Source organism: Tissierella pigra (assembly GCF_009695605.1).
Classification (GTDB): domain Bacteria; phylum Bacillota; class Clostridia; order Tissierellales; family Tissierellaceae; genus Tissierella; species Tissierella pigra.
The window spans coordinates 67,838-91,181 of sequence record NZ_VUNQ01000005.1 but is presented as its reverse complement, the minus strand read 5'-3'; the positions used below and the strand labels follow the sequence as shown (position 1 = coordinate 91,181).

13 protein-coding genes are annotated in these 23,344 nt (G+C 31.2%); all 13 read right to left on the bottom strand.

What is annotated here, in order from left to right; all coding sequences use genetic code 11:
- Positions 1-134: 134 nt before the first annotated feature.
- Positions 135-1,568: an S-layer homology domain-containing protein gene (locus FYJ83_RS03965; RefSeq protein WP_154439042.1), complete on the bottom strand. Its 1,434-nt coding sequence runs from the start codon at positions 1,566-1,568 to the stop codon at positions 135-137.
- Between the two features lie 8 nt (positions 1,569-1,576).
- A complete protein-coding gene (locus tag FYJ83_RS03960; protein ID WP_154439041.1) occupies positions 1,577-3,226 on the bottom strand; it encodes a hypothetical protein in 1,650 nt (549 codons plus the stop codon).
- Between the two features lies 1 nt (position 3,227).
- Entirely contained in the window at positions 3,228-9,308 is a 6,081-nt protein-coding gene (locus FYJ83_RS03955; protein WP_154439040.1) for an IPT/TIG domain-containing protein, read from the bottom strand.
- 11 nt (positions 9,309-9,319) lie between these two features.
- Positions 9,320-10,690 (bottom strand): hypothetical protein, encoded by a 1,371-nt coding sequence (locus FYJ83_RS03950; protein WP_154439039.1) that lies wholly within the window; start codon positions 10,688-10,690, stop codon positions 9,320-9,322.
- Positions 10,691-10,787: 97 nt separating this feature from the next.
- Positions 10,788-11,540, bottom strand: a complete 753-nt coding sequence (locus tag FYJ83_RS03945) for a hypothetical protein (RefSeq protein ID WP_229768480.1) — start codon at positions 11,538-11,540, stop codon at positions 10,788-10,790.
- Complete coding sequence (locus FYJ83_RS03940) at positions 11,530-12,687, bottom strand: AAA family ATPase (protein ID WP_154439038.1); 1,158 nt, start codon at positions 12,685-12,687, stop codon at positions 11,530-11,532. The genes FYJ83_RS03945 and FYJ83_RS03940 overlap by 11 nt, the downstream gene beginning before the upstream one ends.
- 166 nt (positions 12,688-12,853) lie before the next feature.
- Positions 12,854-13,954: a S41 family peptidase gene (locus tag FYJ83_RS03935; RefSeq protein ID WP_154439037.1), complete on the bottom strand. Its 1,101-nt coding sequence runs from the start codon at positions 13,952-13,954 to the stop codon at positions 12,854-12,856.
- Between the two features lie 27 nt (positions 13,955-13,981).
- The gene (locus FYJ83_RS03930; RefSeq protein ID WP_154439036.1) at positions 13,982-16,393 is read right to left on the bottom strand and encodes a sulfatase-like hydrolase/transferase; all 2,412 of its coding nucleotides are present in this window, start codon (positions 16,391-16,393) and stop codon (positions 13,982-13,984) included.
- 51 nt (positions 16,394-16,444) lie between these two features.
- The gene (locus FYJ83_RS03925) at positions 16,445-18,229 is read right to left on the bottom strand and encodes an LTA synthase family protein (protein WP_195837911.1); all 1,785 of its coding nucleotides are present in this window, start codon (positions 18,227-18,229) and stop codon (positions 16,445-16,447) included.
- A 122-nt stretch (positions 18,230-18,351) separates the two neighbouring features.
- Positions 18,352-19,110, bottom strand: coding sequence for a lysine 5,6-aminomutase subunit beta (kamE, locus tag FYJ83_RS03920; protein ID WP_154439034.1), 759 nt, complete (start codon positions 19,108-19,110; stop codon positions 18,352-18,354).
- Positions 19,110-20,663, bottom strand: a complete 1,554-nt coding sequence (kamD, locus tag FYJ83_RS03915) for a lysine 5,6-aminomutase subunit alpha (RefSeq protein ID WP_154439033.1) — start codon at positions 20,661-20,663, stop codon at positions 19,110-19,112. The genes kamE and kamD overlap by 1 nt, the downstream gene beginning before the upstream one ends.
- 25 nt (positions 20,664-20,688) lie before the next feature.
- Positions 20,689-22,311, bottom strand: a complete 1,623-nt coding sequence (gene kamC, locus FYJ83_RS03910; protein ID WP_154439032.1) for a lysine 5,6-aminomutase reactivase ATPase KamC — start codon at positions 22,309-22,311, stop codon at positions 20,689-20,691.
- Positions 22,312-23,340 carry a lysine 5,6-aminomutase reactivase subunit KamB gene (kamB, locus tag FYJ83_RS03905; RefSeq protein ID WP_154439031.1) on the bottom strand — a complete coding sequence of 343 codons (1,029 nt, stop codon included), beginning with the start codon at positions 23,338-23,340 and terminating at the stop codon, positions 22,312-22,314.
- Positions 23,341-23,344 lie beyond the last annotated feature (4 nt).

Here is a 23,344-nt window from a genome sequence, read left to right as displayed (position 1 = left end):
CAAATACTAATGTAACAAACTTGTAATATTACTATCAAATTCGTTACTTAAAATCTTTATGGTATTAGTATATACTAATATTCTCTGTAATACAATTACAGTTATGTTACAGTTGTGTTACAAAGGGAGACCCCTTAGAATTCTATTATATTGTCTCTATAGTCTCTCTGTAAGTCTTTTTCTAGAAATTCTAGGAATCTTACTATTAAATCTGAGGCTTCTGCCCTTGTTAGTATTCCATTTGGATTTATTCTATTTGCTTTATCTCCTTCTAGAAGGTTTAGCTCCTTTGCCACATATATACTATCCTTTGCCCAGTTAGGTATATCCTTATCGTCAGAGAAGGATGTCATATATCCTGGATTTGGTGCTCTGGTTTCAAAGCCCAAAGCACGTACTAGTATTACTATGGCTTCTGACCTTTTTAGTGATTTCTTTGGTCCAAATAAATCCTTTGATATTCCTGCGATTATATTACTGTCTACTGCTGATTTTACATATTTATAGTCTTCATTTGAAATAGCTATATCTTTAAAGTATGATACTTCCTCTGGTTGATTTCTTCTTCTACGGGTTTTCTTTGTTTCTTCCATAGATGTTCGTATATCTGAGGCTTTCATAATTGCCTTTGTAAAATCTAATCTTGTAATTGGTGTATCTGGTGAGAAGGTAGTGTTGCCTCCTTCAAATACATCTAGAGAATATAGTTTCTTTATATCTTCTTCTGCCCAATGACCATTTACATCTCTAAACTTTGGTACGATTAGTCTTTCTAATCTTGGTACCATGTCTTGGCTTAAAGATATACTGCCATGACTCTTTGATAGTCTATAGTCGTATTTAGATACTACATTTTTTTCTGTAACTCTAATATGTCCTCCATGGAAGCTTGAAAAACTTGCATCGTTTTCAGAGTACCTTAAACTCTTTGTCATACTATCTGATACTTGGTGGGTATATGAACCCTGGAATGAATTTTGCCCTATATCAGCTGTGATTATATGGTCTATGATTTGAGTTTCTGTACTACCCCAGAAGTTTTCATATCCTACATTTCCACCTGTTATATCTATGATTACATTCCCTTGACTTTTATTGTAATCATAATACTTTCTTCCTTTTATATTACCTGAGTAAAAATCAGAAGCTGGTCTTTGATCTATTATATCTGATTTTGAAAATTGGTAGTCTGTAAGGTTGTAGGTATCACTACCTATCTTTATGGTCTCTTTATATTTAGATACTGAAGTCTGCCCTATGGTTTGTCCTACTCCTGCGTGTTTTGACAGACTAGTTACATATGTTACTGTCCTGTCTAACTTTCCTAAAACTTTAGGGTCTTCTGATTGTAGTTTGAATTTATATGTTACAGATTCTTCCTCATTCTTTACTTTTTCTGATGCACTATAGCTTCCTACAAATTTTATAGGTTGTCCTGTAATAAATACTATTTCCTCATACTGATGCTCATTTTGTACTCCTCCTACGAATTCTAAAGGTGTTGCTATAGATGTAGTTGGTATTAGTAAACAGATAATCAATAGTGTTAAAATTATTTTTGTTTTCATATTGCACCTCATTTTACGATAATTACCTTTGCCATATTGTCATCTCTTACCATGTAAAGGCTATCTCCTGATTTTATATCATTTACTGTAACTCTTTGTCCATTTTTTATAATCATGGCTTCCCTTAGATATATATTAAGAGTTGAGTTTTTTTCCATCCATTGTTCATTAATGGTACTCCAGTCCTTACTATTTTTTAATTTTAGGAACCAACCCATATTATTATCTTCCACTGGGCTAGACTCCACTATGCCTATGGTAGTTCTTTGGTTTAAAAGAGAGTCCATGGATCTTTTTATAAAAGCTGCTGAAATTCTATCTCCCTCTGTATATAAATATCCATACCAGTCTCTAGTTCTATTTCTCCTATTGTTTTCATCTACAGAATAATCCCTTGAGAAAAATTCTTTAGGTGAAACCTCTTTGTTGTTTTCTAAATCATATATAAATGTATCGTCATCATAGAAAAATTCTTTTTCATCATTGAAGGATTCCCAGTTGTTTTTATCCAATAGGAAGAAATCCTTTAGGTACAATATATCTTCTAAAATTGTATTTAGTCTTCCTACATATAATTGGTCCTGTCCTATATTGGTATTGTTTATATTTTCATTATATATATAGACTAAATCTGCTGTTAAATCGCTTCCTCTTCCATCTGCTATAATTAGCCCATCAGAACCTGAATTCAGATTATATACATCTACTAATCTATTGTTTTTAACTACTATGGTTCCATCATGGAAGTTAATATTTCTATTGTTGCCTAGTTCCATCTGACTGCTAAACCAGTTTATTTCTCTTATTTTTTCAGAGAAGTTATTTTCATATTGTGCTTTTACTACCATTCTTTCTACCTTTTCTTTGCCAAAATAGTCTTTCATTGCCATATAGACAGTTTTACCTTTATAGTGTTTCAGGTTTTTTATATCTATCTTTTGACCCCCTATATATATAGGAAGGTTTCCGTTATATGGAACCTTTATACTTTTACCTAAGGATGTCCATTTACCATTTCTAAAGACATCTACCTTTTCTAAGGCTATTATATCCTGTAGAGAATCTGTTACTGTTAGCTGTCCTCTATAAATATCCTTTATTAGAATAGAATCTCCTTGGATATTTACTCTGCTTATATAGGATGTATCTATGTCGTCAAAGTAAAACTTGACTCTATCTCCTACATATAGCTCTTTTAGATTGATATTTTCTTTATTTTTTGTGACTACAGTGGCAGGGGAAGTAAAGTATACTTCCCTTTTTCCTGTTGGTAGTTTGATCTCTATTTGGTCTCTGTCTATTCCTAAAACAGTTCCTATTCTTACTTTTTCTCCCGGTTGAATATAGGCTGGATTATCTACTGAGTAGGCATCCATATATTTTATATTTCTGCCTTGTAATGTTATATATACTTCCATTCCTTTTTTAAAGTCTGTAATCTTTACAGGTCTTCCGTCTATTTCCAACACTACGTTTTTAATCATAGGAATGGTATATATTGTGCCACTATATTCTTCTACTTTTATTTTGTTATCTATGGCTTCTATAAAATATCCCTCTAGAACTCCTTCTTTATAAATATTGGTTCCTTGTGCATTGGCTATAGAAAAGTTCATAAATAACAATGCTGCCAATAAGATAATGCTTATTTTTTTCATATTATCGCCTACTTCCTATTACAGTATATATCCCTAGCCTATTGACTCCTTGGGTGCTTATCCATGACTTACTTCCATTATCGTATCTTACCATTTGAATATTATTTAACCTACGACTTTGTGCCTTTAACATATCGTGTTCCAATGCAAATATAATATTTCCATTTAGGTACTCTATATTTTCTGTATCTTTTCCTATATATATATTACTTTCTAATAAATAAGCAGTTCCTAAAACTGTATTTCCAGCTTTAGCATCTATAGCTCCTTTGTAAGTTAGTATTTTAAATACTACACCTGCATTTGAATTATCTTTGTTGCTTATAATTGTTGTATTTTTAAACATACTTGGATTAAAGTTCATATTATAATCTTTTCCAATAACAGTTATTTTTGCGGTGGAATTCACTATAATATTAGCTGGAATCCTAATGGATATATCATTTACTCCTTGGAGACTTCCTCTAGTCAAGTCTATTGTCATACCTTTAGATGTAAAGTCTTTAGAACCTATGATTATACTAGCTTCATTGCCATTTCTATTTATTACAGTATTTTCTCCTAATTTACCATCTGTATCCTTTGGCCCTACATCTCTACCTGTAGTAACTATATTACTTTGTGATTCTTTGATTGGTTTTGATGTACCATATTTTCCTATGGCTCTTACTAAAAATTGATATTTAGTATTTGGACTTATTTTCTGAACTGAATAGGATGTCAACTCTGTTGAGCCTATGAATTCAAATTTTCCTCCATCTTCACTCATATAAATTTCATATTCAAAGGCTTCTTTTACTCCTGTCCAAAATACTCTAATAAATTGATCAAATACTACTTCTGCTCGTACATCAAGAGGTGCTGATGTCTCTGGTATACCATAGGTTATATTATATATATTAGTAGCACTTTTATCTGGGTTTATGACTATAACCCCTTTATCTCCAAGTTTTCCAGCAGGAGTTGTCACCAATATGGTTTGTCCGTCTACTACTTCTATTTCTGTACCATCTACTCCACCTTCTATTACATATCTATCTGCACCTATGGTAATATAATCTGTTGCTTCTTCTGAATCCATTAGCTTTCTTAAATTTGGTACAAATATTACTTTTGCTCCTTCCATGAAGTCGCTTCCTAAAATCTTTATTTTTTCTCCGCCTTCTATGGATATGGTCTCTATAATTCTTCTATCATCTTCTGGACTTACTACGGAGTTTATCTTTGGATTACTTACATAAGTGAAGGCATCCTTTAATTCTGCGATTCCTCCATCGGGGTTTTCCACTTTTATTCCTACTTTTCCTGCTTCATAGGCTGGAGTTCTTAGAACTATTTTATCTATACTTATGGAAATTATATCTTCTTGTGGTACTCTTATTTGCGTATTTCCCTTAGTTATATATACTTTTAGTTCTCCCCTGCCATCTATCTTTTCTCTGAAGTCTTTACCTTCTATGGTAATTACTGTCCCTCCTGAAGTTGGTCCAAAGTTTGGAGTTACTTTTGTTATTTGTAGCCCTGTAACCTCTGGCATGATAAATCTAATTTCTATTTTGTCAGAATCACAAGTTCCTCCATCTTCATTTATTACTTTTAATTTATGATAGGCATTTATATATTTACTGTCTACTGCTGGCATAGTAAATCTTAATGTATTTGATATGGTTTCATCAGGACTATATTCTATAGGAACATTTATTTTTATATCTCCTATTTCTATTTGTACAGGTTTTCTAAAGTCCATTCCTTGAACTTCTATGACATTTCCACCTAAATAGTTTACTTCTATTATTGTTCTTCCTCCATTATCTACAGAATATCCCGGTTCTCCGTCCTTTAGGATATTTGTAATCTTAGGGTTACTGTCTGGATTCTTGTATTCAAACTCACCCTTAGCCTCTCCTCCATCTGGATTTATAACTGTTACGGGTACTTTACCTACAGTATAATAGTTTGGAGTGGTTATATCTATATGTCCACTATTTTTCAGTGTAGCATTTGGAGAAAATCCTCTATCTATTCTAAGTCTAGATGTGGTACTTGCTCCTGGTAATCTTTCTACTTTTATCCGTACTAGTTCATTTCCATTATATGAGTTATCATCTTTATCTTTTAGTAGATTTATTGGAAGGAATATTTCTTCCATATCATAGTCAAATGTATTTTCATATTCTACCTTTGTATCCCCTACTCCTTCTATAAAGCTAACCATTAACTTTCCATTTTCATATTTTACTGTAAGATTTCCTATTTCAATGTCTTTTGTTCTATTTTCTGAAAAGTTTCCTGTGTTTTTATCACCTGTACTGGTTACACTTTTATTGGATACAGATCTATTGTTACTATCTCCAAATTGTACTAGCTGTATGGTTTTTCTTCCAGTAGGTACATTAGTTGAATTATATACTCTAATATTACTTGTAGTAAATCCTTCTCCTAATATCTCTACCTTGTCTCCACCTTGTTTTTTACCTATACTTGGGCTTACATTTGTTATCTTTGGTGAAGAAGCCTTGTAGGTATAGTTGACTTTATTTGATATACCTTGGTCATTATTTATTAAGTACACATCTACTGTTCCTGCCTGTCCCTTTGGAGTTTTTACTTCTATCATTGTGGATGTAAAGCTTACAATAGTTGCTAATTGCCCCCCAAAGTAGATTCTAGGAAGAATTTTTTTATCATCTTCAGATAAGTCCTCCATTTTTTTACCTCTTAAATCTGTCCATTTGCCATCTCCGTTTAGCTCTGTAAAAGGTTCTCCATCATCATACTGCAAGTTGTTGTTTAAATCCCTATATGGCTCATAGAATCTAAACTCTGAACCTTCTACATATACTGTTATATCTCCTGCTGCACTTCCTTCTTTTTCTATTACATTGCTTATTTTAGGATAGCTTATGGGAAGTATATAAGAGAATCCATCTTCTTTCTTTCCACTACCTCCATCTGGATTTACTACTACTACTGGAACTGTTTTTCTATCCATTTCAGTTTCCGTAGACAAGTCTCCAGAGTATTTTGGTACTTTTACTATTATACTTTTACGATCTATGGATATTTCCACATCTTTTGGATCTACTTTTACTCCACCTATAAATACAGATGTTTTATTGTCTCCTCCATTGTCTATAAACTTTTTGCTTTCACTTCCAGTGATTGTTATATAATATCCTCCATCAACTGAACCTTCGTTTGGCTGTATACTTACAATATCCAAGTTATACTCTGGATGGAAAGCATAGTAAAATCCATTATTTCCAGTTTTAGAGTCTCTAGTTGTATCTGGGTTGACAATAGTTACATCATAATATCCCTCTCTAGGCATTGGTGGTACTGTAAATTGTAATTCACTGTTGTTGATTACCTTTACCTTGTTTCCTGTGATTTTACCACCTGTTACAGCATAAGGAGTCATTATGTTTAAGGTTTTTCCATCTATTTCAATAGAATCATCGCTTACTGTTAAATCATACTCTTTTCCATCTTTAAAGCCTACTATTCCACTACCTTTTCCTCGTAATATATATATTCCTCTATCTCCATCTGTTAATTTTACTTCTCCTGTTTTAGTATCAAAATAGATTGTATAGTATATAGGATCTGTAGTACCTTGTTGTAAGATTACACTATAATAGTAATATGATAATACTATATTTCCACTTTCATTTTTGATTATATGGTCTGATGAACTGTAATCTTGTAATTCTATTGCTCCTGTTACTGGGTTTCTATTGTATTCATTTATATCTTTCCCACCTAATAAAACTTTAGTTCCTATGAGTTTATCTATTCCATTTCCACTTAAATCTTTAACCAATGGATTTGGTAATACCAGATTTTCTCCCTTTATAGTTACTAAAGTATCTGCTGTACCTTTCTTAGGGTTAAAATCTATGAATCTAGGTCTTGTATATGTTTTTACATAGGTAAATGGATAGAATACAGCTGCTCCACCTTCTTCATTTTGAACTATTATTTGCACAAAACTTTCTGGTTTTGCTGGTGCATCAAATATTATTTCTGTACCTAATTCATTTCTTTTTATATTTTTAACTTCTTCTCCATCTATATATACTTTTACTCCAGGGAAGAATTTTTGTCCTGTTATAACTATTCCTTTTTCTCCTGCTGTGGTTACTACATTTGGTGTAACTGAGGTTATAGTTGGAGTTTTATCTTCTCTTACTTGAACAAATCTAATTTCTCCATAGGCACTTGAACCTTTATCCCCATCAGATTCAACCGCCAATGGATTTTGTAATTTTAAATTAGAAGGAGTGTTTATAAGTACTTCTGGTATGACACTTCCTTTTTTTATTTTTATTTTTATAATGTTTCCAAACTGTTCATTTATTTTATCTTCTAATTCATCTCCTGCTTTATATATTCTTATATTTTCATTATCAAACCACATATTAGAATTTTCTTGTTTTTCTACACTAATTTCTGGTGTCTTTATTTTCAATTTATCCTTTTCAATATATCCATATTTTAAAAAGTTATCTCCAGTTATTGAGATTATAAAATCTTCGGTAACTTTACGTTTCTCATCTACTTGGATAATATTAGGTATAATTGTTTTTATGCTTGGTTTATAGTCTATTTCCTTATAGGTAAAACCATTTATTATTGAATATCTCTCTGTACTAGTTTCCTTTCTTCCACCAATAAATTCTATTTCATCTTCAATAAATATGATTACATCTTTGACAAGTTTAGTTGGATCATCAATTTCTGGAACTATTATATTAAACTTATCAAATTCTGTTCCTTCTAAATTATAACCAGTAAAAGTAGCATTTTGACCTATTTGAATTGTTATTGTTCTAACTAGCTTTTCTATTTCCTCTTCATAATATTTTCCACCAATATATGTTAAGGTTAGCCTTTTCGTATTTAATCCATCAACTACTAACTTATCTCCTTCTATTTTACCACCTTCATATATATTTGAGCTTAGCCTACCTATATTCATTCCTTTTACCTCTGCAGATGTTCCTTTAATCGAGCTATAATTAGGATCTATCTCTACCTTGTTCACAATGTTGCTTCCATCTACTACTAAAAATTCTAGTTTTTTAAATTCTCCATTTACTTCATTACCTAAAATTCTATATTTATTAATTTGTTCGTCTATATTACTATTTGGATCTACTCTGTTTGTAACTACTATTTCATATGGTCCATTATCAACCCCAGGTACGTTGAATATCAATTTTTCTTGACCATCTTCCTTACTATGCTTTATACTTTCGTTTGGAGCCATATTTTCCTTTGTGTACTCATATGCTTTCCCTTTTTCCATTAAGAATACACTTACATTGGATTCTATATTATCAGCTGATATAGTTACAGTAGAGTTTATAGGCCCTTTGGTGGGAAATATTGAAACAACTCCTGTCATAGTTAGTTCTCCTCTTACTGTAACTATAGACTTATAGGTATGTTCTATTTCTATCGGAATACTATTCTCTATTTTCTTCTGTTTGAATACAAGTGAATGTGTTCCAACCCTAGTACCTAGGTTTTTTTCGATTATACTATTTCCATTTTTATCTTTTATTTCTTGAGTTTGTATAGAATCTTTAGATGTTGCTTGAATAAAATAACCTTCTATTCCTTTAGTTGCATCCTTTAGGTTCCCTATGTTTTCTCCAGTTAGAATTAAATTTTCTCCTGAATTTATTATACTATCTGTTTTTTTATCACCTCTACCTGTTATCTTAGGCATATCTTCTTCTCCAAGAGAATATGTTTTTCCATCTATAAAAAGCCTTTCACCAGTTCCAGACGCCTTATAACTATATTGTGCAACATACCTTCCTGATGCACTACTTTTTTTAGGTCGTGCTAATGCCCCATCTGAGTCAATTATTTGTACATCTGCTGCATTTAGATTATCTCCTATTATGGTTATGAAAAATTCTCCTGAATCTTCTAAATTATCATATGTCTTATTTACAATTATACTAGTTATACTAGCCTTATCATCATCTGCCCATACAACTAAATCATTTATAGGTATAGCTCCTAATATTATTGCAAGTGCCAAAATAAAACTTAATATTCTTTTCAAACTTCTCCCTCCTATTCTACTACTACAAAGATGCCTGGTCGATTGGTTATTCCTTTTACTTTTCCATCTATGAATTCTGTTGTAGATATTATTTCTTCAAATATCCTTAGTTCTTCATCGTATCTTAATATTTTTAGTCTTCTCCCATCTGATTCAAAATATGGTATCTCTATGGTTAAACCAGCAAAATCAAAGTTATTGCCTGATACTTCTATGAAATTGGATTTTATATTTTTATCTACTAATTTTTTCTTTAAAATATCTGCTATACTTTGTTCCACTCTGCCTACTCTAAAGTTTATATTTTTTTCATCTGTACTTCCATAGAGCTTTGGACTTTTTATGGATACATTTGTCCATTTGGACTTTAGTACCAATTCTCCTAAATTACTACTCCATGAAGTGGGATATTCTATGTTCCTTACCCATGTATTGTTCCCCATTAGTTCATCTAGGTTTATTTCTAAATAATATTTATCTAATTCCCTAGATTTAAGCTCCAATGTATCCTTACTTGAGTTTAAATCTCCCTTTACTATACCGTATTCGCTATTTTGGATTATTTTATATTCTTCATTTGGTATGTAGTCTCCTTCTTCTACTACTGAAAGTACTCCATATACCATAAAGGTATCATAATCTCTGCCATTGCTTATTATTATATCGTACAATCCTACTGGTAATCCTCTCCTTGGCAAGTATATATATAGTTGTTCATCATATACAGATACTCTGTCTGGACTATATATTCTACCTGTAGAGGCTCTGAACTCTACATAAGTATTTTCATGAAACATAGAGCCATCTATAACCATTGGGTAACGCCAATCATATGATTCCACTATTGAGCCTTCATACAGCCTCTCAGCCTTTGGAAAATAATTTGTACTAAAGGACCATCTGTATTCTGTGTTTCCAGTTTTCTCTATATCAGTACTATCTCCAATTATACTTTCTGGAATATATCCGTTATATATCTGATTATCTTTTAACTTTTCTCTTAAAGGTATATAGATTGTCAGCTCTTTTTTATCTTTATTTTCTTTAATATTCATTTCTTTATTGCTATCCACTATATTTTCACTTTCGCCCTTTATGCTTAAGGTAACCCCTTGTGGATATTTATTTAGAGGTTTTATCCCACTTTCTATATTATTAAATACTACTGTAAGATAATATCCTTCTATATATTCTCCAGCTGTTTCCGTGGGAAATCTTTCAAATAAATTCTCTGGATTAAGATATTTTTGTTCATATCCTGGTGTGGTGCTTATAACTTTTGGTCTAGGCTTTTCTGTATTATTTGCACTTCCATGTACTTCTAATGAAAATCCTCCTATTATTAAAATCATTGCTACAATTATACTAAATATCTTTCTCATTCCGATTCCCCCTAATCATGATAATTCCTCATATATATATATCGACAAAATCTGTTAAATCTTAAATAGAAAAAAGCCATAACTCTTATGGCTTAAATCATTGTATTTCAATTATTCCAAGTTGGATAAATGCTACTGACAGTAGGCTAACCAGCTTATATTTTGCATGAGATTCGAAATACTTTTCTTGTTTTAAAAAAATCTTGGAATTTACTTCTCCAAAATAATCAATATCTGTTTGAACTCTTTCCTCCTCTAAATACTTCATCAGTTCACGTGCCGCTTTTTCTATAGTACTCTCACTTACCATATTAAATTGTATCTGTTTATTAGCAGTTATATAATCTTTCACATCCTTCCCCAAAGAAAACTCCATATTATGAGAGTCTTCAATGAAGTTTGAAACTGTATAAGCTTCAATTGAAGGATAGCTTAACAATAATAATCCACCCATTAATTCATCATTTTCATATGGGTTTTTTAGGCTATTTAATAGCCCTACGATTAAATTAGTATCTACATTAGACTTTGGATCTCTATCAAATAAATAATAAACGGCAGATCTATCTACTGGAAAACTATATTTAGTTACTAATTCTGCAATAACGTCATCTAAATAATCATTTTCATCAAGTATATCGGATATATTTGAATGTTCTGTATTAATCACTGCTATTTTAGAGGAGTGTTTATTTTTATTTTGGAAGAATTTAGCCCTACTTCTTCGTTTTTCAATATACTCATATCCCAAAACATCACAAAAAATTCTTCTTAATAAAGAGAATTCTGTCCTTGCTCCTTCAACTATAAATAGTACTCTACCAATACTTTTATCTTTATTAATCTTCATTATATCCAGGCAACCCTTCGAATACTCCACTTAAATACATTTTTTCCATGTTTTGGGCCATTCTAGGCTGTTCATCGGAAAATCTTTTTACCCAACTTCCTTCTGAGCCATTAAAGTTTACTGAATATATCTGGTCAGGTCTCATAATTGAAGTTGAAAGTAAATTAGTTGAGTGTGAAACAAATAAAATCTGCGAGGAATTCGATTCCCTCATAAAATATCGAATTAATAATTCTTCCAGCTCATTATGAAATCCACTGGAAAACTCATCAACAAGAAGCATACCTTCTTTATTAACTAAGGTCAGAAATGCAGGAAGAACATTTAAAAGTGTTCTATTCCCCAAAGACTCTTCATTAAATGGAATTGGAGCATCAATACCTTTCCTCCTAAAGAAAATCATCTTTTCTTCATCTTTTCCTATTTGGATCGTAATCTTATGATTTTTGTCTTCTTTTGAATAGTTAATATTTTGGTTGAATTTATATTTATCAAAGAAACGATTAATATCTTTTGTTCCATTGGATTTTAGATAGTTGCTTAGCCCTATATCTTCTTTCCCATATGAAATTACATTTTTTTCAAAAGCATCAATATATATGGAATTCTGCAAGAAATCAAACCAGGCTTTTAGAATATTATTTCCAGCAAACTTGGTGTTAAAATATAATGTCCTAAGAAATAACGTATCTTTACTTAAGTCATTTTCATCATAAATCATTTCTTTTTCTCCATTTATATAAGACTTTGCATTAGTACCAATTCTTTCTAAAATTATTTTATCGTCTAAATAAAGGGTTTCACAAATAAGTCCCCTTGATGGATTGTGTTTTATAAAGTATCTAATTTTACTTTCCTCTACTGAAAAATAATAATCAATTGAGAAATCATTTTCCTTAGAAAAAAGGCATAGAAACAATCCTGAATTAATTTCTCTTTCCTTAAATAATAAATCCAATAATAGTTTAATAGCCAGTATAATATTGGATTTTCCCGATGCATTAGCTCCAACAAACAAACATCCTTTTATAATCCCATTATCTGAAACATTCGTATCCGTAAGAAATCTATAGTTTGTCTTTGTAAAATCTATCTCTGTTTTATTTTTAAATGATTTGAAATTATTCAAAATTATTTTTGATAACATATATATCATCTCCTTAAGCTTATTATATCATTATATATTTATTATGTGTAATTTTTTTACGAGTTATGATATATTTGTTGTAATTTTTTATATTCAGTTTATTTAATTATTTTTTCTATCATCTTGATTATGGACAAAAAAATACGAGAGGGTGCAGGCACCTTGCCTATTTTAATATTTCTATTGCTTTCTTTAATTGTAAGTCCTTATCTGTATTTTCTACTTTTATATCTGGCTCTATTCCTTTGCCGTGGATAGATATTTTATTTGGTGTTAGATATTCTGCTGTAGTCATTTTTATAATACTGCCATCATCTACAGGCATTAAAGTTTGCACTATTCCTTTGCCAAAGGTTTTTGTACCTATTAATGTTCCTGCTTTTCTATCCTTGATTGCTCCTGCTACAATTTCTGATGCTGATGCTGAATTTTCATTTACTAGTACTGCTAATTTATATTTAGATTTTTCCAAGGTAGATACATGGGTTAATAGTGCTTTGTTTTTTTCTTTTATATGAACCACATCTCCTTTTGGTACAAATAAGTTAGATATGGTTACTGCTTCACTAAGTTGTCCACCTGGATTATCCCTAAGGTCTAAGATTACCTTTGTGATTTTCTTATTATCAAATTCATTTAGTGCTTTCTTTGTTTCTACAGTGGTTTGAGAATTAAATTCCTCTATTTTTATATATCCTATTTTCTCCTTTAGAATTTCTGATTTTACAGGACTTATTTCTATAATATCTCTTTTTATATTAAAGGTTAAAACTTCACTGCCTCTCTTAATTCCAAGTTTTACTGCTGTACCTTTTTCTCCTTGAATCATAGAGGATACTTTTTCTAGTGGTAAATTTTTTATATCCATATTATCTACAGATACAATAAGATCGTTTTCCTTTATACCTGCCTTTTGTGCTGGTTGATCCTTTAATGTGTTTTTTATATTTATATATCCTTCTTTTTCTTCTATGGTTACACCTATACCTCCAAAGGTGCCAAATAAATTCTTATATATAATTTCTGCTTCTTCTGAATTATAATAGTCACTATAAGGGTCTAAAGAACCTAACATTCCCTTTAGTGCTCCTTCAATTAATTTATCCTCATCTATTTCAAAGGGGTACTTTTCCTGTATATAATCCAATACGTCTACAAAGAAAAGTAAATTTGCTTCTTTTTCTTCATATGTGCTTTGTGATTCTCCCCATGCAGTACTTGGTATTAACAAGGTTAAGATTAGTAGAAATGCTATTGTCTTTTTCATATATACCTCCCAAAATTAGTATTCTATTTATTTTATAAAGCCTCCAAAAATTCCCTTTTTTTGTAATTTTTTAAGTTCCCTTTCATTGGTTATGCTGTCTAAGTAAGGATTGACTCCCAGTTCCTTAATTTTCTTTGCTAAATCTGATTGTAATTGTGGTTCAGACATTGTCACCCCAAAGTTAGGGTATCTCCTTAGGAAATCTATAATTTCATTTTCATTATAGTCCCCACTACTTATATCCAATATTACATTTCTAAAGCCCATATATGATACAGGTATATAGTGGTCAAAATATTTTATTTCTGGTATAAATCTATATCTAAATTCCTCATATTCTTCTTTTAATTTTACAAATATATCTTCATTTTCTTCCATCGTTCTTAGGACTATATACACATCTTCTTTTTCTCTCGCCCATTTTGCCAAATCAGCCATTGTTATTTTGGATGTATTGTTTTTTATGATTATTGTCTCTTCATCTTCCCATTCTAAGGTAAGAGCCAAAAGCCTATACCCCTTACTGTAATCTTCCTCTAAATCTTCAATCGAACCATAATCACCTGCTTTTATCAACTCCTTATTTTCTATCTGAATATCCTCCAGTTGCTCCAGATTTATCTGTCCATTGTTTTCCATATAGATTCTTAATATATCCTTCTTTAAAATAAATTCTGACTTGTTTATTTCTTCTATTGCTTTTTCATATTGCTCTCTAAACTGTTCTACTTCTACTTCTTTTCCAGTTTTCTTGTTTACGGCTCTGCTATGTTCAAATATACCATCTCTAGATACGACAAATAGCGTATCTTCATCTATAAAGGACCCTTTTAACATATATGTCTGTGGAGCTACAAAATTATTGCCTGTGCAATTTGTCAAATCTCTGCCGAATACTAAGCCCTTTTCATTTTTATACCCCATAATATTCATAATAGTCGGGTAAAAATCCAAGGGACTGCCTACTGTGGATATGGTCTCTTTAATTGTTTCTCCTGGTATATTGATAATCAATGGTATATTCATCATAGTATCAAAATCATAGTGCTGTCCTAGAAATTCCGACATCATATCTTGTACTTCTTTTTGAGTACTGGATATAGCAAAATGGTCGCCATATAGTGCTATTACACTTTCTTCATATATTCCAGTTTCTTTCAAGCTCTCAATAAATTCTCCTATATATTTATCTGTATAATGTATAGATTGCAAATAATTACCTAATAAAGTATCTTTATGCTTCTCGTTTAAATTTAGTCCATGATATTCTTCAGACATTTTATATGGAGCATGGGAGGTTAAAGTTATCAAAAAGGCATAAAAGGGATTTTCATCCATATTATCCATTTCTTTTATATATTCTATTGATTGTTTTAAAAAATCTTCATCTCTTAGTCCAAAGCCTATTGTTTCTTCAAATTCGTAGTCCTCTTCAGATATAAATCTTTGAAACCCCTGTGCAATATATGCCTTTTCTCTATTCCAAAACTCCTTCTTATAACCGTGCATTGCCCAGGCAGTATATCCATTGTCTCGAAGAACCCAAGGCAATCCATAGAATTTATTATTCTCATATTGTACATAACTTGGCTCTTCCATGGAAGGATACATGGAGTTATGTGATACAAACTCTGCATCAGATGTGTTTCCTCTTCCTATTAATTGATAATATTTGTCATAGTATACTGAAGAACTATCCTTTATAAGTTTGTTTAGATTTGGTGTGACTTCTTGTCCTTCATATTCCATATTAATTACAAAATTTTGTAAGGACTCAACTTGCAATACTATTAGATTCCTATCTTTGCCTAAACTAGATAATTTCCCTTCTTGTATTTCTGTTCTATTTTTCAACTCATTTATATCTTCTTCTGTTAATCCAGTATTTACCTCTTTGGAAAAGACTTTACTCATGTTATTTACCACATCTATAGCATGAAAAGAATAAAATTCTTGTGCCTTTATAGATTGATTTTGGTCTGTAATATTTACATATATTACAGCTAATGCTAAAATTCCTAATATTATATAGGTTCTTACCTTTTTCGATACAGGGCACTTTACTTTATCTATTTTATATAAAAATATAAGTATCAATATAGGTATATCTAATATCAATAGTAAGTTTTTTATATCTACTAAGTACTTTATACTATCTCCCACTGCGGTCAATTGCTTAGTTTGACTTAGCATAGCCACTGATGGTAAAGATGCAAACTGCATATAATAAATTACATCAACAAACATTATAAAAGATATTAAACTATAAAATATTATTATAATTCCATTTTTATACTTGAGTTTAGTTTGGTCTATTAAAGATATAATTAACAATGTAATCATATATGTAATTAAAAATATTGATAATTGATTGAATTCCACTGTAGTAATGTTCATATACAAAATTGTTTTTAATATAAATAAAATTGATAATGTCATTTTTACCTCCTGATAAGCAAGATGTTAAAAGGGAAAATCCCTTTTAACACCTTATTTCTTAAAATCATGGCTATAGTAATACTCTTTGTTTTTAAAGTCTTCCCAAAGCTTTTTATTTTCTTCTGATAACTCTTTTTTATATTCTCCATTTTCCTTGAAGAAAAGTTGATGAACTACATCTATGTTTTCTTTTAGTTTTACTATTTCCTGCATATATTCATTTCCTTCCCAGGCTAGATACTGGAATAGTTCTGCCATTAGGAAGTTTGGACTTATATCCCTTCCTCTGCCTTGAAAATCTTTTTGTAAAACTTCCTTTGCACTATTATTTCCCCATATCAAATAAGGAGTCTCATAGTAATTTTCAAATCCTTCTACAGTGGATAAATCTAAGTTTATATCCATCATGGTATATCCTGAGTTTTCTTTTCCAAGCCAAGGGTTATGGTCTCCAAATAAAATGATTATAGTTGGTTCTTCTTCTTTTCTAAAGTAATCAACTAAATCCTTCAAGGCCTTGTCCGTTTTATTTATTCCTGTAAAATAATTGTTTATTATATTATATAGTTTTTCATCATACTTATCTTTTTTCTTTAAATATTCCTTATCTGTATTTGCCTCTTCCGAATAAGGTCCATGGTTTTGATATGTTACTGAGAAATTGAAATAAGGTGACTTACCTTTATTTTTTTCGTATCCTTCTATTATATATTTAAAGAAATCTTCATCCCTTAGATAATCTGGGGATATATCCTTATATCTATTATCCATATGTTCAAAGTAGTCAAATCCCAAATACTCATTTGCATTTTGTCGATTATAAAATTGTCCTGTAATTGGGTGCATGGCTTCTGTCCTATAGCCTTGTTCCTTTAGATACCACACAAAGGAATTGGTTTGTTTATAATATTTAGGCTGGTTGTGAAACCCAGTTAAAAACCCTCTTTCAGTTTTTATTGTATCTCCTGCAAATATATTGGTTACTAAATTCCCATGAATAGATTCCTTTTGAATGTCATGAAAGTTTTTATATATATCTATATTTAAATCTACACCTGGAAATTTAGAGAAGTCATTATAGGCTTCTAACATAATGGCTATTATATTTACTTTTTCTTCTTCTCTTATGTCCATAGGATCAATGGAATTAAAAGCAGTTACTGCCTCTGCCTTATTGTATCCTTCAGGCTTTTTCTCTACTGCATCAAGAGAACTATAAATAAAGGGATATACGAAACCCCTTACTTGAAACTGTTGGGTCTTTATCCATATATTTATATTGGACTTATCTCCTACTTGTGCATATACTTTAGGATTAAAGTAAAATTCCTTAGATATTATTGTAGTTCCAATTATGAATATAGCTAAAAGCACTACTCTCATCTTAGAAGAATTAATCTTATAATTACAGAGAAATTTAAGAGCAATGGCAATGCCTATAAATAAAAGTATCATAATTATTATTTCTTTACTTAAACCAACATCATATTTCTTAGCCATGGTCAAAGATTCACCAAATAGTTTTAAGTCTATAAATGTAAACGGATCATCTCTATAGCTTAACTTTAACTTATTTATTATGGATAAAGTAATAAATAATAAGCTAGTAAGTGAAAAACTTGCCCAAAGCCTATTAAATATTAAATAGGCAAATACCATAAATAAAAATATAGGTAAAAAGTTCATCAATATTAGTAGCTTGTCTGCAAAATAGGTATTCAGTAAATTAACATCTGCCACAGCCCTTGAGAATAATAGAGTTACTGTCATTATGGATAAACTCAATATAATCATAAGAAATATAGCCATTATAGTTTGTAGTATTTTATTTTTCATTTTGTCATCTCCCATAAATATTATTTTATAATATTCGGGGTCTTAGGTCAACCAAAGCAATAACTCCGATTTTTGGTTTTAGTCACCAAAAATCGGAGTTATTGAAAATTATTGGGTTTATTCTATACTAATCCTCTATTTACCATTTCTGTAACTACAAAGGTTGCCACATCTTCTGCAAAACTTCCTGTGCCAAATCCTGCATCGTAGCCTAATTCTTTTGCCAATTCGTGGCTAATTCTTGGACCTCCGCAGCATAGTATTACTTTGTCTCTCATGCCTTCGGCTTCAAGTAGCTCTACTAGTTCTGTCATATTTGGTATGTGTACATCCTTTTGTGTAACTACTTGTGATACTAGGATTCCATCTGCTTTTAATTCTATTGCCTTTGCCACTAATTCTTCATTCGGAACTTGAGAACCTAGATTGTATGCGTCTACTCCTTCATATCTTTCTAGACCAAAATGTCCTGCATAGCCTTTCATGTTCATTATGGCATCTATACCTACTGTATGGGCATCTGTACCTGTGCAAGCTCCTACTATTACTACATTTCTTTTTATATTATCTTTTATATATATTTCCACTTCTTCTTTAGACAATATATCTACATCTACCTTTGGCACTTCTATTTTTGTAAAATCTACTGTATGAGTGGTTTTGCCATATACTACAAAATACGTATATCCTACACCTAAATCCTTTGAATATACTACAGCTGGTTCTTCAAAACCCATTTTTCTTGCTAATTGTCTCGCTGCTTCTGATGCTTCGTCACCTTGAGGCACTGGAAGGGTGAATCCCATTTGTACCATTCCATCATTTAATGTATCTCCATAAGGTTTTATTTTTGTTAGATCTACTTTTTGAACTTCAGCCATTATTCTCTACCTCCTAGCATTAGCTCTACAAATGGATTAAAATAACCAGAGTCTTTCTTTGCTACTCCATCTAATCCTTTTCCGCCTGTAGGAGTTCTTTTTACTCCACCAAATTTTCCTTCTTCTATGGTTTTAAACAATCCCTCTTTCTCTATTTGAGTTAAGAGTTTTTCTGCATTTTGCAGAACTTCTTGTGCTCTGTTTTGGATTATACCATCTTTTTTAAATTCTATTTCTTCTCCAAGACTTCTTGCATTGTTGAATACATATTTTGCATTTTCTATGGACAAATATCTATCTTGTAAATGTGGTGTGTGTATGGCTTCTGTCAGCATACCTAATAGTTGAATACCTTGATTTGTCATAATGGACACCATATTAAACATAGCATTTTGTACATGACCTTTAAGTATATTTCCTGTCATAAACTTTGTAGGCGGCATATATTTCAGTGGTGCATTGGGAAATATTTCTCTAGCCATTTGTGCTTGAGCCAATTCCAATAAAAATCCGTTTTCCACATCAGGATCCATTTCAAAAGCATGGCCTAGTCCCATTTGCTCCTCTGGTATTCCTGCTTTAAGTGCAAATTGTTCATTTATAAATTGTGATGCCAATACTGTATGTGCTGCTTCTACTGCATCATCTGTAGTTAAGTAATTGTCTTCACCTGTATTTATAATAATACCTGCAAAACCATTTATCATTCTGGAGAAATATTGGTCTATTAAGGTTCTCTGCATATTTATATCTCTAAATAAGATTCCATACAGGGCATCATTTAGCATCATATCTAGTCTTTCAATGGCTCCCATAGCTGCAATTTCTGGCATACAAAGTCCTGAACAGTAGTTACATAGTCTTATATATCTTCCTACTTCTTCTCCTACTTCATCTAATGCCTCTCTCATTAGTCTAAAGTTTTCTTGAGTTGCATAAGTTCCTCCAAATCCTTCTGTAGTAGGTCCATAAGGTACATAGTCTAGAAGTGATTGTCCTGTGGTTCTAATAACTGCAACTACATCTGCTCCTTGACGAGCAGCTGCTTTAGCTTGGACTATATCTTCATATATATTTCCTGTGGCTACAATTACATACAGATATGGTTTTTCTCCTTCTCCTATGGTGTTTAAGTAATGTTGTCTTTTATTTCTATTTTCTTTAATCTTAAATACGGTTTCTTCTGCAATTTTATATATGGTTTCTTTTATCTTTCCTTCATCACTTGCCGGAAGTCTTGTTATATCGATTTCTCCTAGAGCCACTTTTTCTGCTACTTCTTGAGGTGTCAAGCCTGTTTGCACCATTGCATTTCCTATCCAATAAGCTGCCCCTCTTTCTAATCCTCCACCTTCTTTTATATTATCTACTATAACATTTGGCAGTGGTTTCTCTATTTCATCTACTCCATCTACTCCAAGAAGTCTGGTAATGGTTCTTTCTGTTGCTGTTGTAGTGTGTTCATCGATAAATTTTTGTGTCTCACTTGCAATATTTTTAGCAGCATTTCGACAACTTTCTATTAAACTTTGATCGAGATTAAGTTTGCTCATTTAATTCACTCCCTCTTTTTTTAGTTCAACTACTGATATATCTTTCTGCTATTTTAAGTATTTTTTCGTCTAATCCCATTATTCTAGCTATATTTAGTGCGTCTTTGGGAACTGGTGCATTTTTTGCTACTACTCTTAAACGATAATCCATATATTTGTTGATTATCTGCATTTTTTTATCTGCATCTAGTTCTTCTGCTAAGTCAAATATATTTATTTTTGATAAGCCTATTACTTGAAGATGAACTACTCTTTCTAAATTGGCTATATTATCATAGTGTGTAGTCAAAAGGCTTATGAGTCTCTTATCTTTTAAGTAACTAACTATTGCCTTTGATATGGCATAGCCTTCTTCTGGATTAGTTCCCCTTGCTAATTCGTCTATTAAAATGATTCCTCTTTCATTGGCTAAATTTATAGCTTCGCTGACAGTTTTTATTTCTCCCCCAAAGGTAGATAATCCTGAATCCGCAGACTGCATATCTCCTATGGAGGTTTTTATAAATTTATTTAGTCCATATTTCATCTTTTTAGCTGGTACAAATAATCCATATTGTGCCATTGCAGATAATAGTCCTACAAGTTTTAAACTAATTGTTTTTCCACCCATATTAGCACCTGTAATACAGGTTGCTCCTTCTTTCAACTCTATAGATATAGGGGTAAATTCTAAATCCTTTTCTTTTAAAGTGTAAGAAACTTTGGGATGGATTCCATCTTCAATTACTATTTTATGTTCTTGTATTATTTCTGGTTTTACTCCATTTATATCTAAAGCGTATTTGGCTTTTCCTAAAATCAAATCTAGTATCCCAATACTTCTCATATTCCTAAATATTTCTTTTTTTCTTTTATTTATTTCTTGTGACAGGAATTCTCTAATTCTTAATTCTTCTTTTTCTTCCTTCCCTTTTAAAATAAGTACTTCCTGTTCTAGATTTATCATATATTCTGTTGGTTTTATGGCGAATTTTATATTTATATAGGTTTCTGATGTATAAATAAGGTAAGGATAATTTTCAACTTTTTCTATTAATTCTCTATTACTCTTTGGTATAGATAGTGATAAATCTGGTTGAAGCCTTAGTTTAAACTCCTCTTCTATTTTTTCCCTAATCTTCTTTTTCTCTATTTTTATTTCCTTATCTAGATTTCTTTTTTTCTCTCTAATAGACTTTAGCTCTTCCGAATAATTGTCGTAGATATAAAATGTGGAAACTCCTGTTTCTTCAGGGTCTAAAAGTCTTTCTAAAGATTTTATTGGTATGATCTCTGTATTTTCATATACTTTAATATTATATTTTTTTATTATTTCATTTAAGTCTTTGACTATAAAAAGAAAGGTCTTTATTTCAAACAACTCTACTTCTGTAAGAATAAAGTCCTCCATAGTACGTTTAATGGAAGCTCTTAAATCTTTTACATGGGAAAAGACACTATCTATGGGGCTTATAATTTCTCTGTTTTCTACAACAGGAAGATAGGATTCTATTCTACCTAGTTCCTCTATTAATTCCTTTTCTTCTCCTATTTCAAAGGCTTTTAGTCTATTTTTATACATTTTCCCGTAAGGTGTAAGGGTTTTTATATTGTTTAGAATATATCTAAATTCTAAGGTTTCTATGGTTTTTTCATCCATGAATTCCATTTACTCACCACCTAATACTAAATCCATTACTGGTATTTTAGTTATGTAAGATTTCATTTTAGATAGAAATTCCCTTGGCTCAAAATAGTAACCTGCTGGAGCATAAGGGTTTAGTGTAATACATATTAAGTTTACAGGATCCAATACCTTTACTCTTACACCTGCATGTAGAAACACCAGCCAATCCTTTGGATTTATAAATATTTTAGTTCCATCACGAATTACTATATCTATATTTTTATATCGTCTCGTAGTTCTTCTCAAATCCTCTATGGTCTTTTTCACTAAAGAACCTGGAATCACTAAATATCTTGAGTTATCTCTTAGATAATCTCCTATGATATGCCCTCCATTTAAAGCAGTTTTTAAAGGAATATTTGTTACTTTTTTATTTTCATCTATGACTGCTATTTCATTGTTGTCCATTAATTTTCTTATGATATTTCTGACTTTCATATCTTCTACTACGGGAAGGCTCAAAGTGTTTACTGTATGGATTGTTTCTTCTATGACTTTGTTTATATCACGAGATAATACTGCTCCTGTAGCTAATATGGTAGCTTCTGATATAGCTGGGGCTGCTTGAGATAACCTATCTAAAGCTCCGTCTATAATGACAAATTTTGCACCTAAGTTTAACATAATATCTGATACATTTTTTATTTCAGAAAGAAGCTGAGGGCCTGCTACTTCAACATAACCCTCATCTTTTACTCTACCTATGACTATTTCACCTAAAGGTGTTCTATATTCTGTTACTGTAAGTATTTCAATAGTAGCATCTCCTAGACCAATCATTCCTGTAGATGTAGCAATCAGTGTACCTGCTTCTACATAGATACGAGGCTTTTCAGTTTCTGTAACGATGTCTAAAGATTCTCCATCTCTACCTATGGAGGTAATTCCTATGGTCACTCCCTGTTCGCCAGCCTCTCCTATTAAATGATTAAGTGTAACAGTCTTTCCACTATTTTTAGCCATACCTACTATAGATATTGTTTTATATTTACCATTTATAAACTCTAACATAAGA

Coding starts and splice junctions, on each gene's coding strand:
- FYJ83_RS03960 (WP_154439041.1), bottom strand. CDS start 3,226: ATGAAAAAAATAAGCATTATCTTATTGGCAGCATTGTTATTTATGAAC.
- FYJ83_RS03930 (WP_154439036.1), bottom strand. CDS start 16,393: ATGACATTATCAATTTTATTTATATTAAAAACAATTTTGTATATGAAC.
- FYJ83_RS03940 (WP_154439038.1), bottom strand. CDS start 12,687: ATGTTATCAAAAATAATTTTGAATAATTTCAAATCATTTAAAAATAAA.
- kamB (WP_154439031.1), bottom strand. CDS start 23,340: ATGTTAGAGTTTATAAATGGTAAATATAAAACAATATCTATAGTAGGT.
- kamC (WP_154439032.1), bottom strand. CDS start 22,311: ATGGAATTCATGGATGAAAAAACCATAGAAACCTTAGAATTTAGATAT.
- FYJ83_RS03935 (WP_154439037.1), bottom strand. CDS start 13,954: ATGAAAAAGACAATAGCATTTCTACTAATCTTAACCTTGTTAATACCA.
- kamE (WP_154439034.1), bottom strand. CDS start 19,110: ATGGCTGAAGTTCAAAAAGTAGATCTAACAAAAATAAAACCTTATGGA.
- FYJ83_RS03925 (WP_195837911.1), bottom strand. CDS start 18,229: ATGAAAAATAAAATACTACAAACTATAATGGCTATATTTCTTATGATT.
- FYJ83_RS03950 (WP_154439039.1), bottom strand. CDS start 10,690: ATGAGAAAGATATTTAGTATAATTGTAGCAATGATTTTAATAATAGGA.
- kamD (WP_154439033.1), bottom strand. CDS start 20,663: ATGAGCAAACTTAATCTCGATCAAAGTTTAATAGAAAGTTGTCGAAAT.
- FYJ83_RS03945 (WP_229768480.1), bottom strand. CDS start 11,540: ATGAAGATTAATAAAGATAAAAGTATTGGTAGAGTACTATTTATAGTT.
- FYJ83_RS03965 (WP_154439042.1), bottom strand. CDS start 1,568: ATGAAAACAAAAATAATTTTAACACTATTGATTATCTGTTTACTAATA.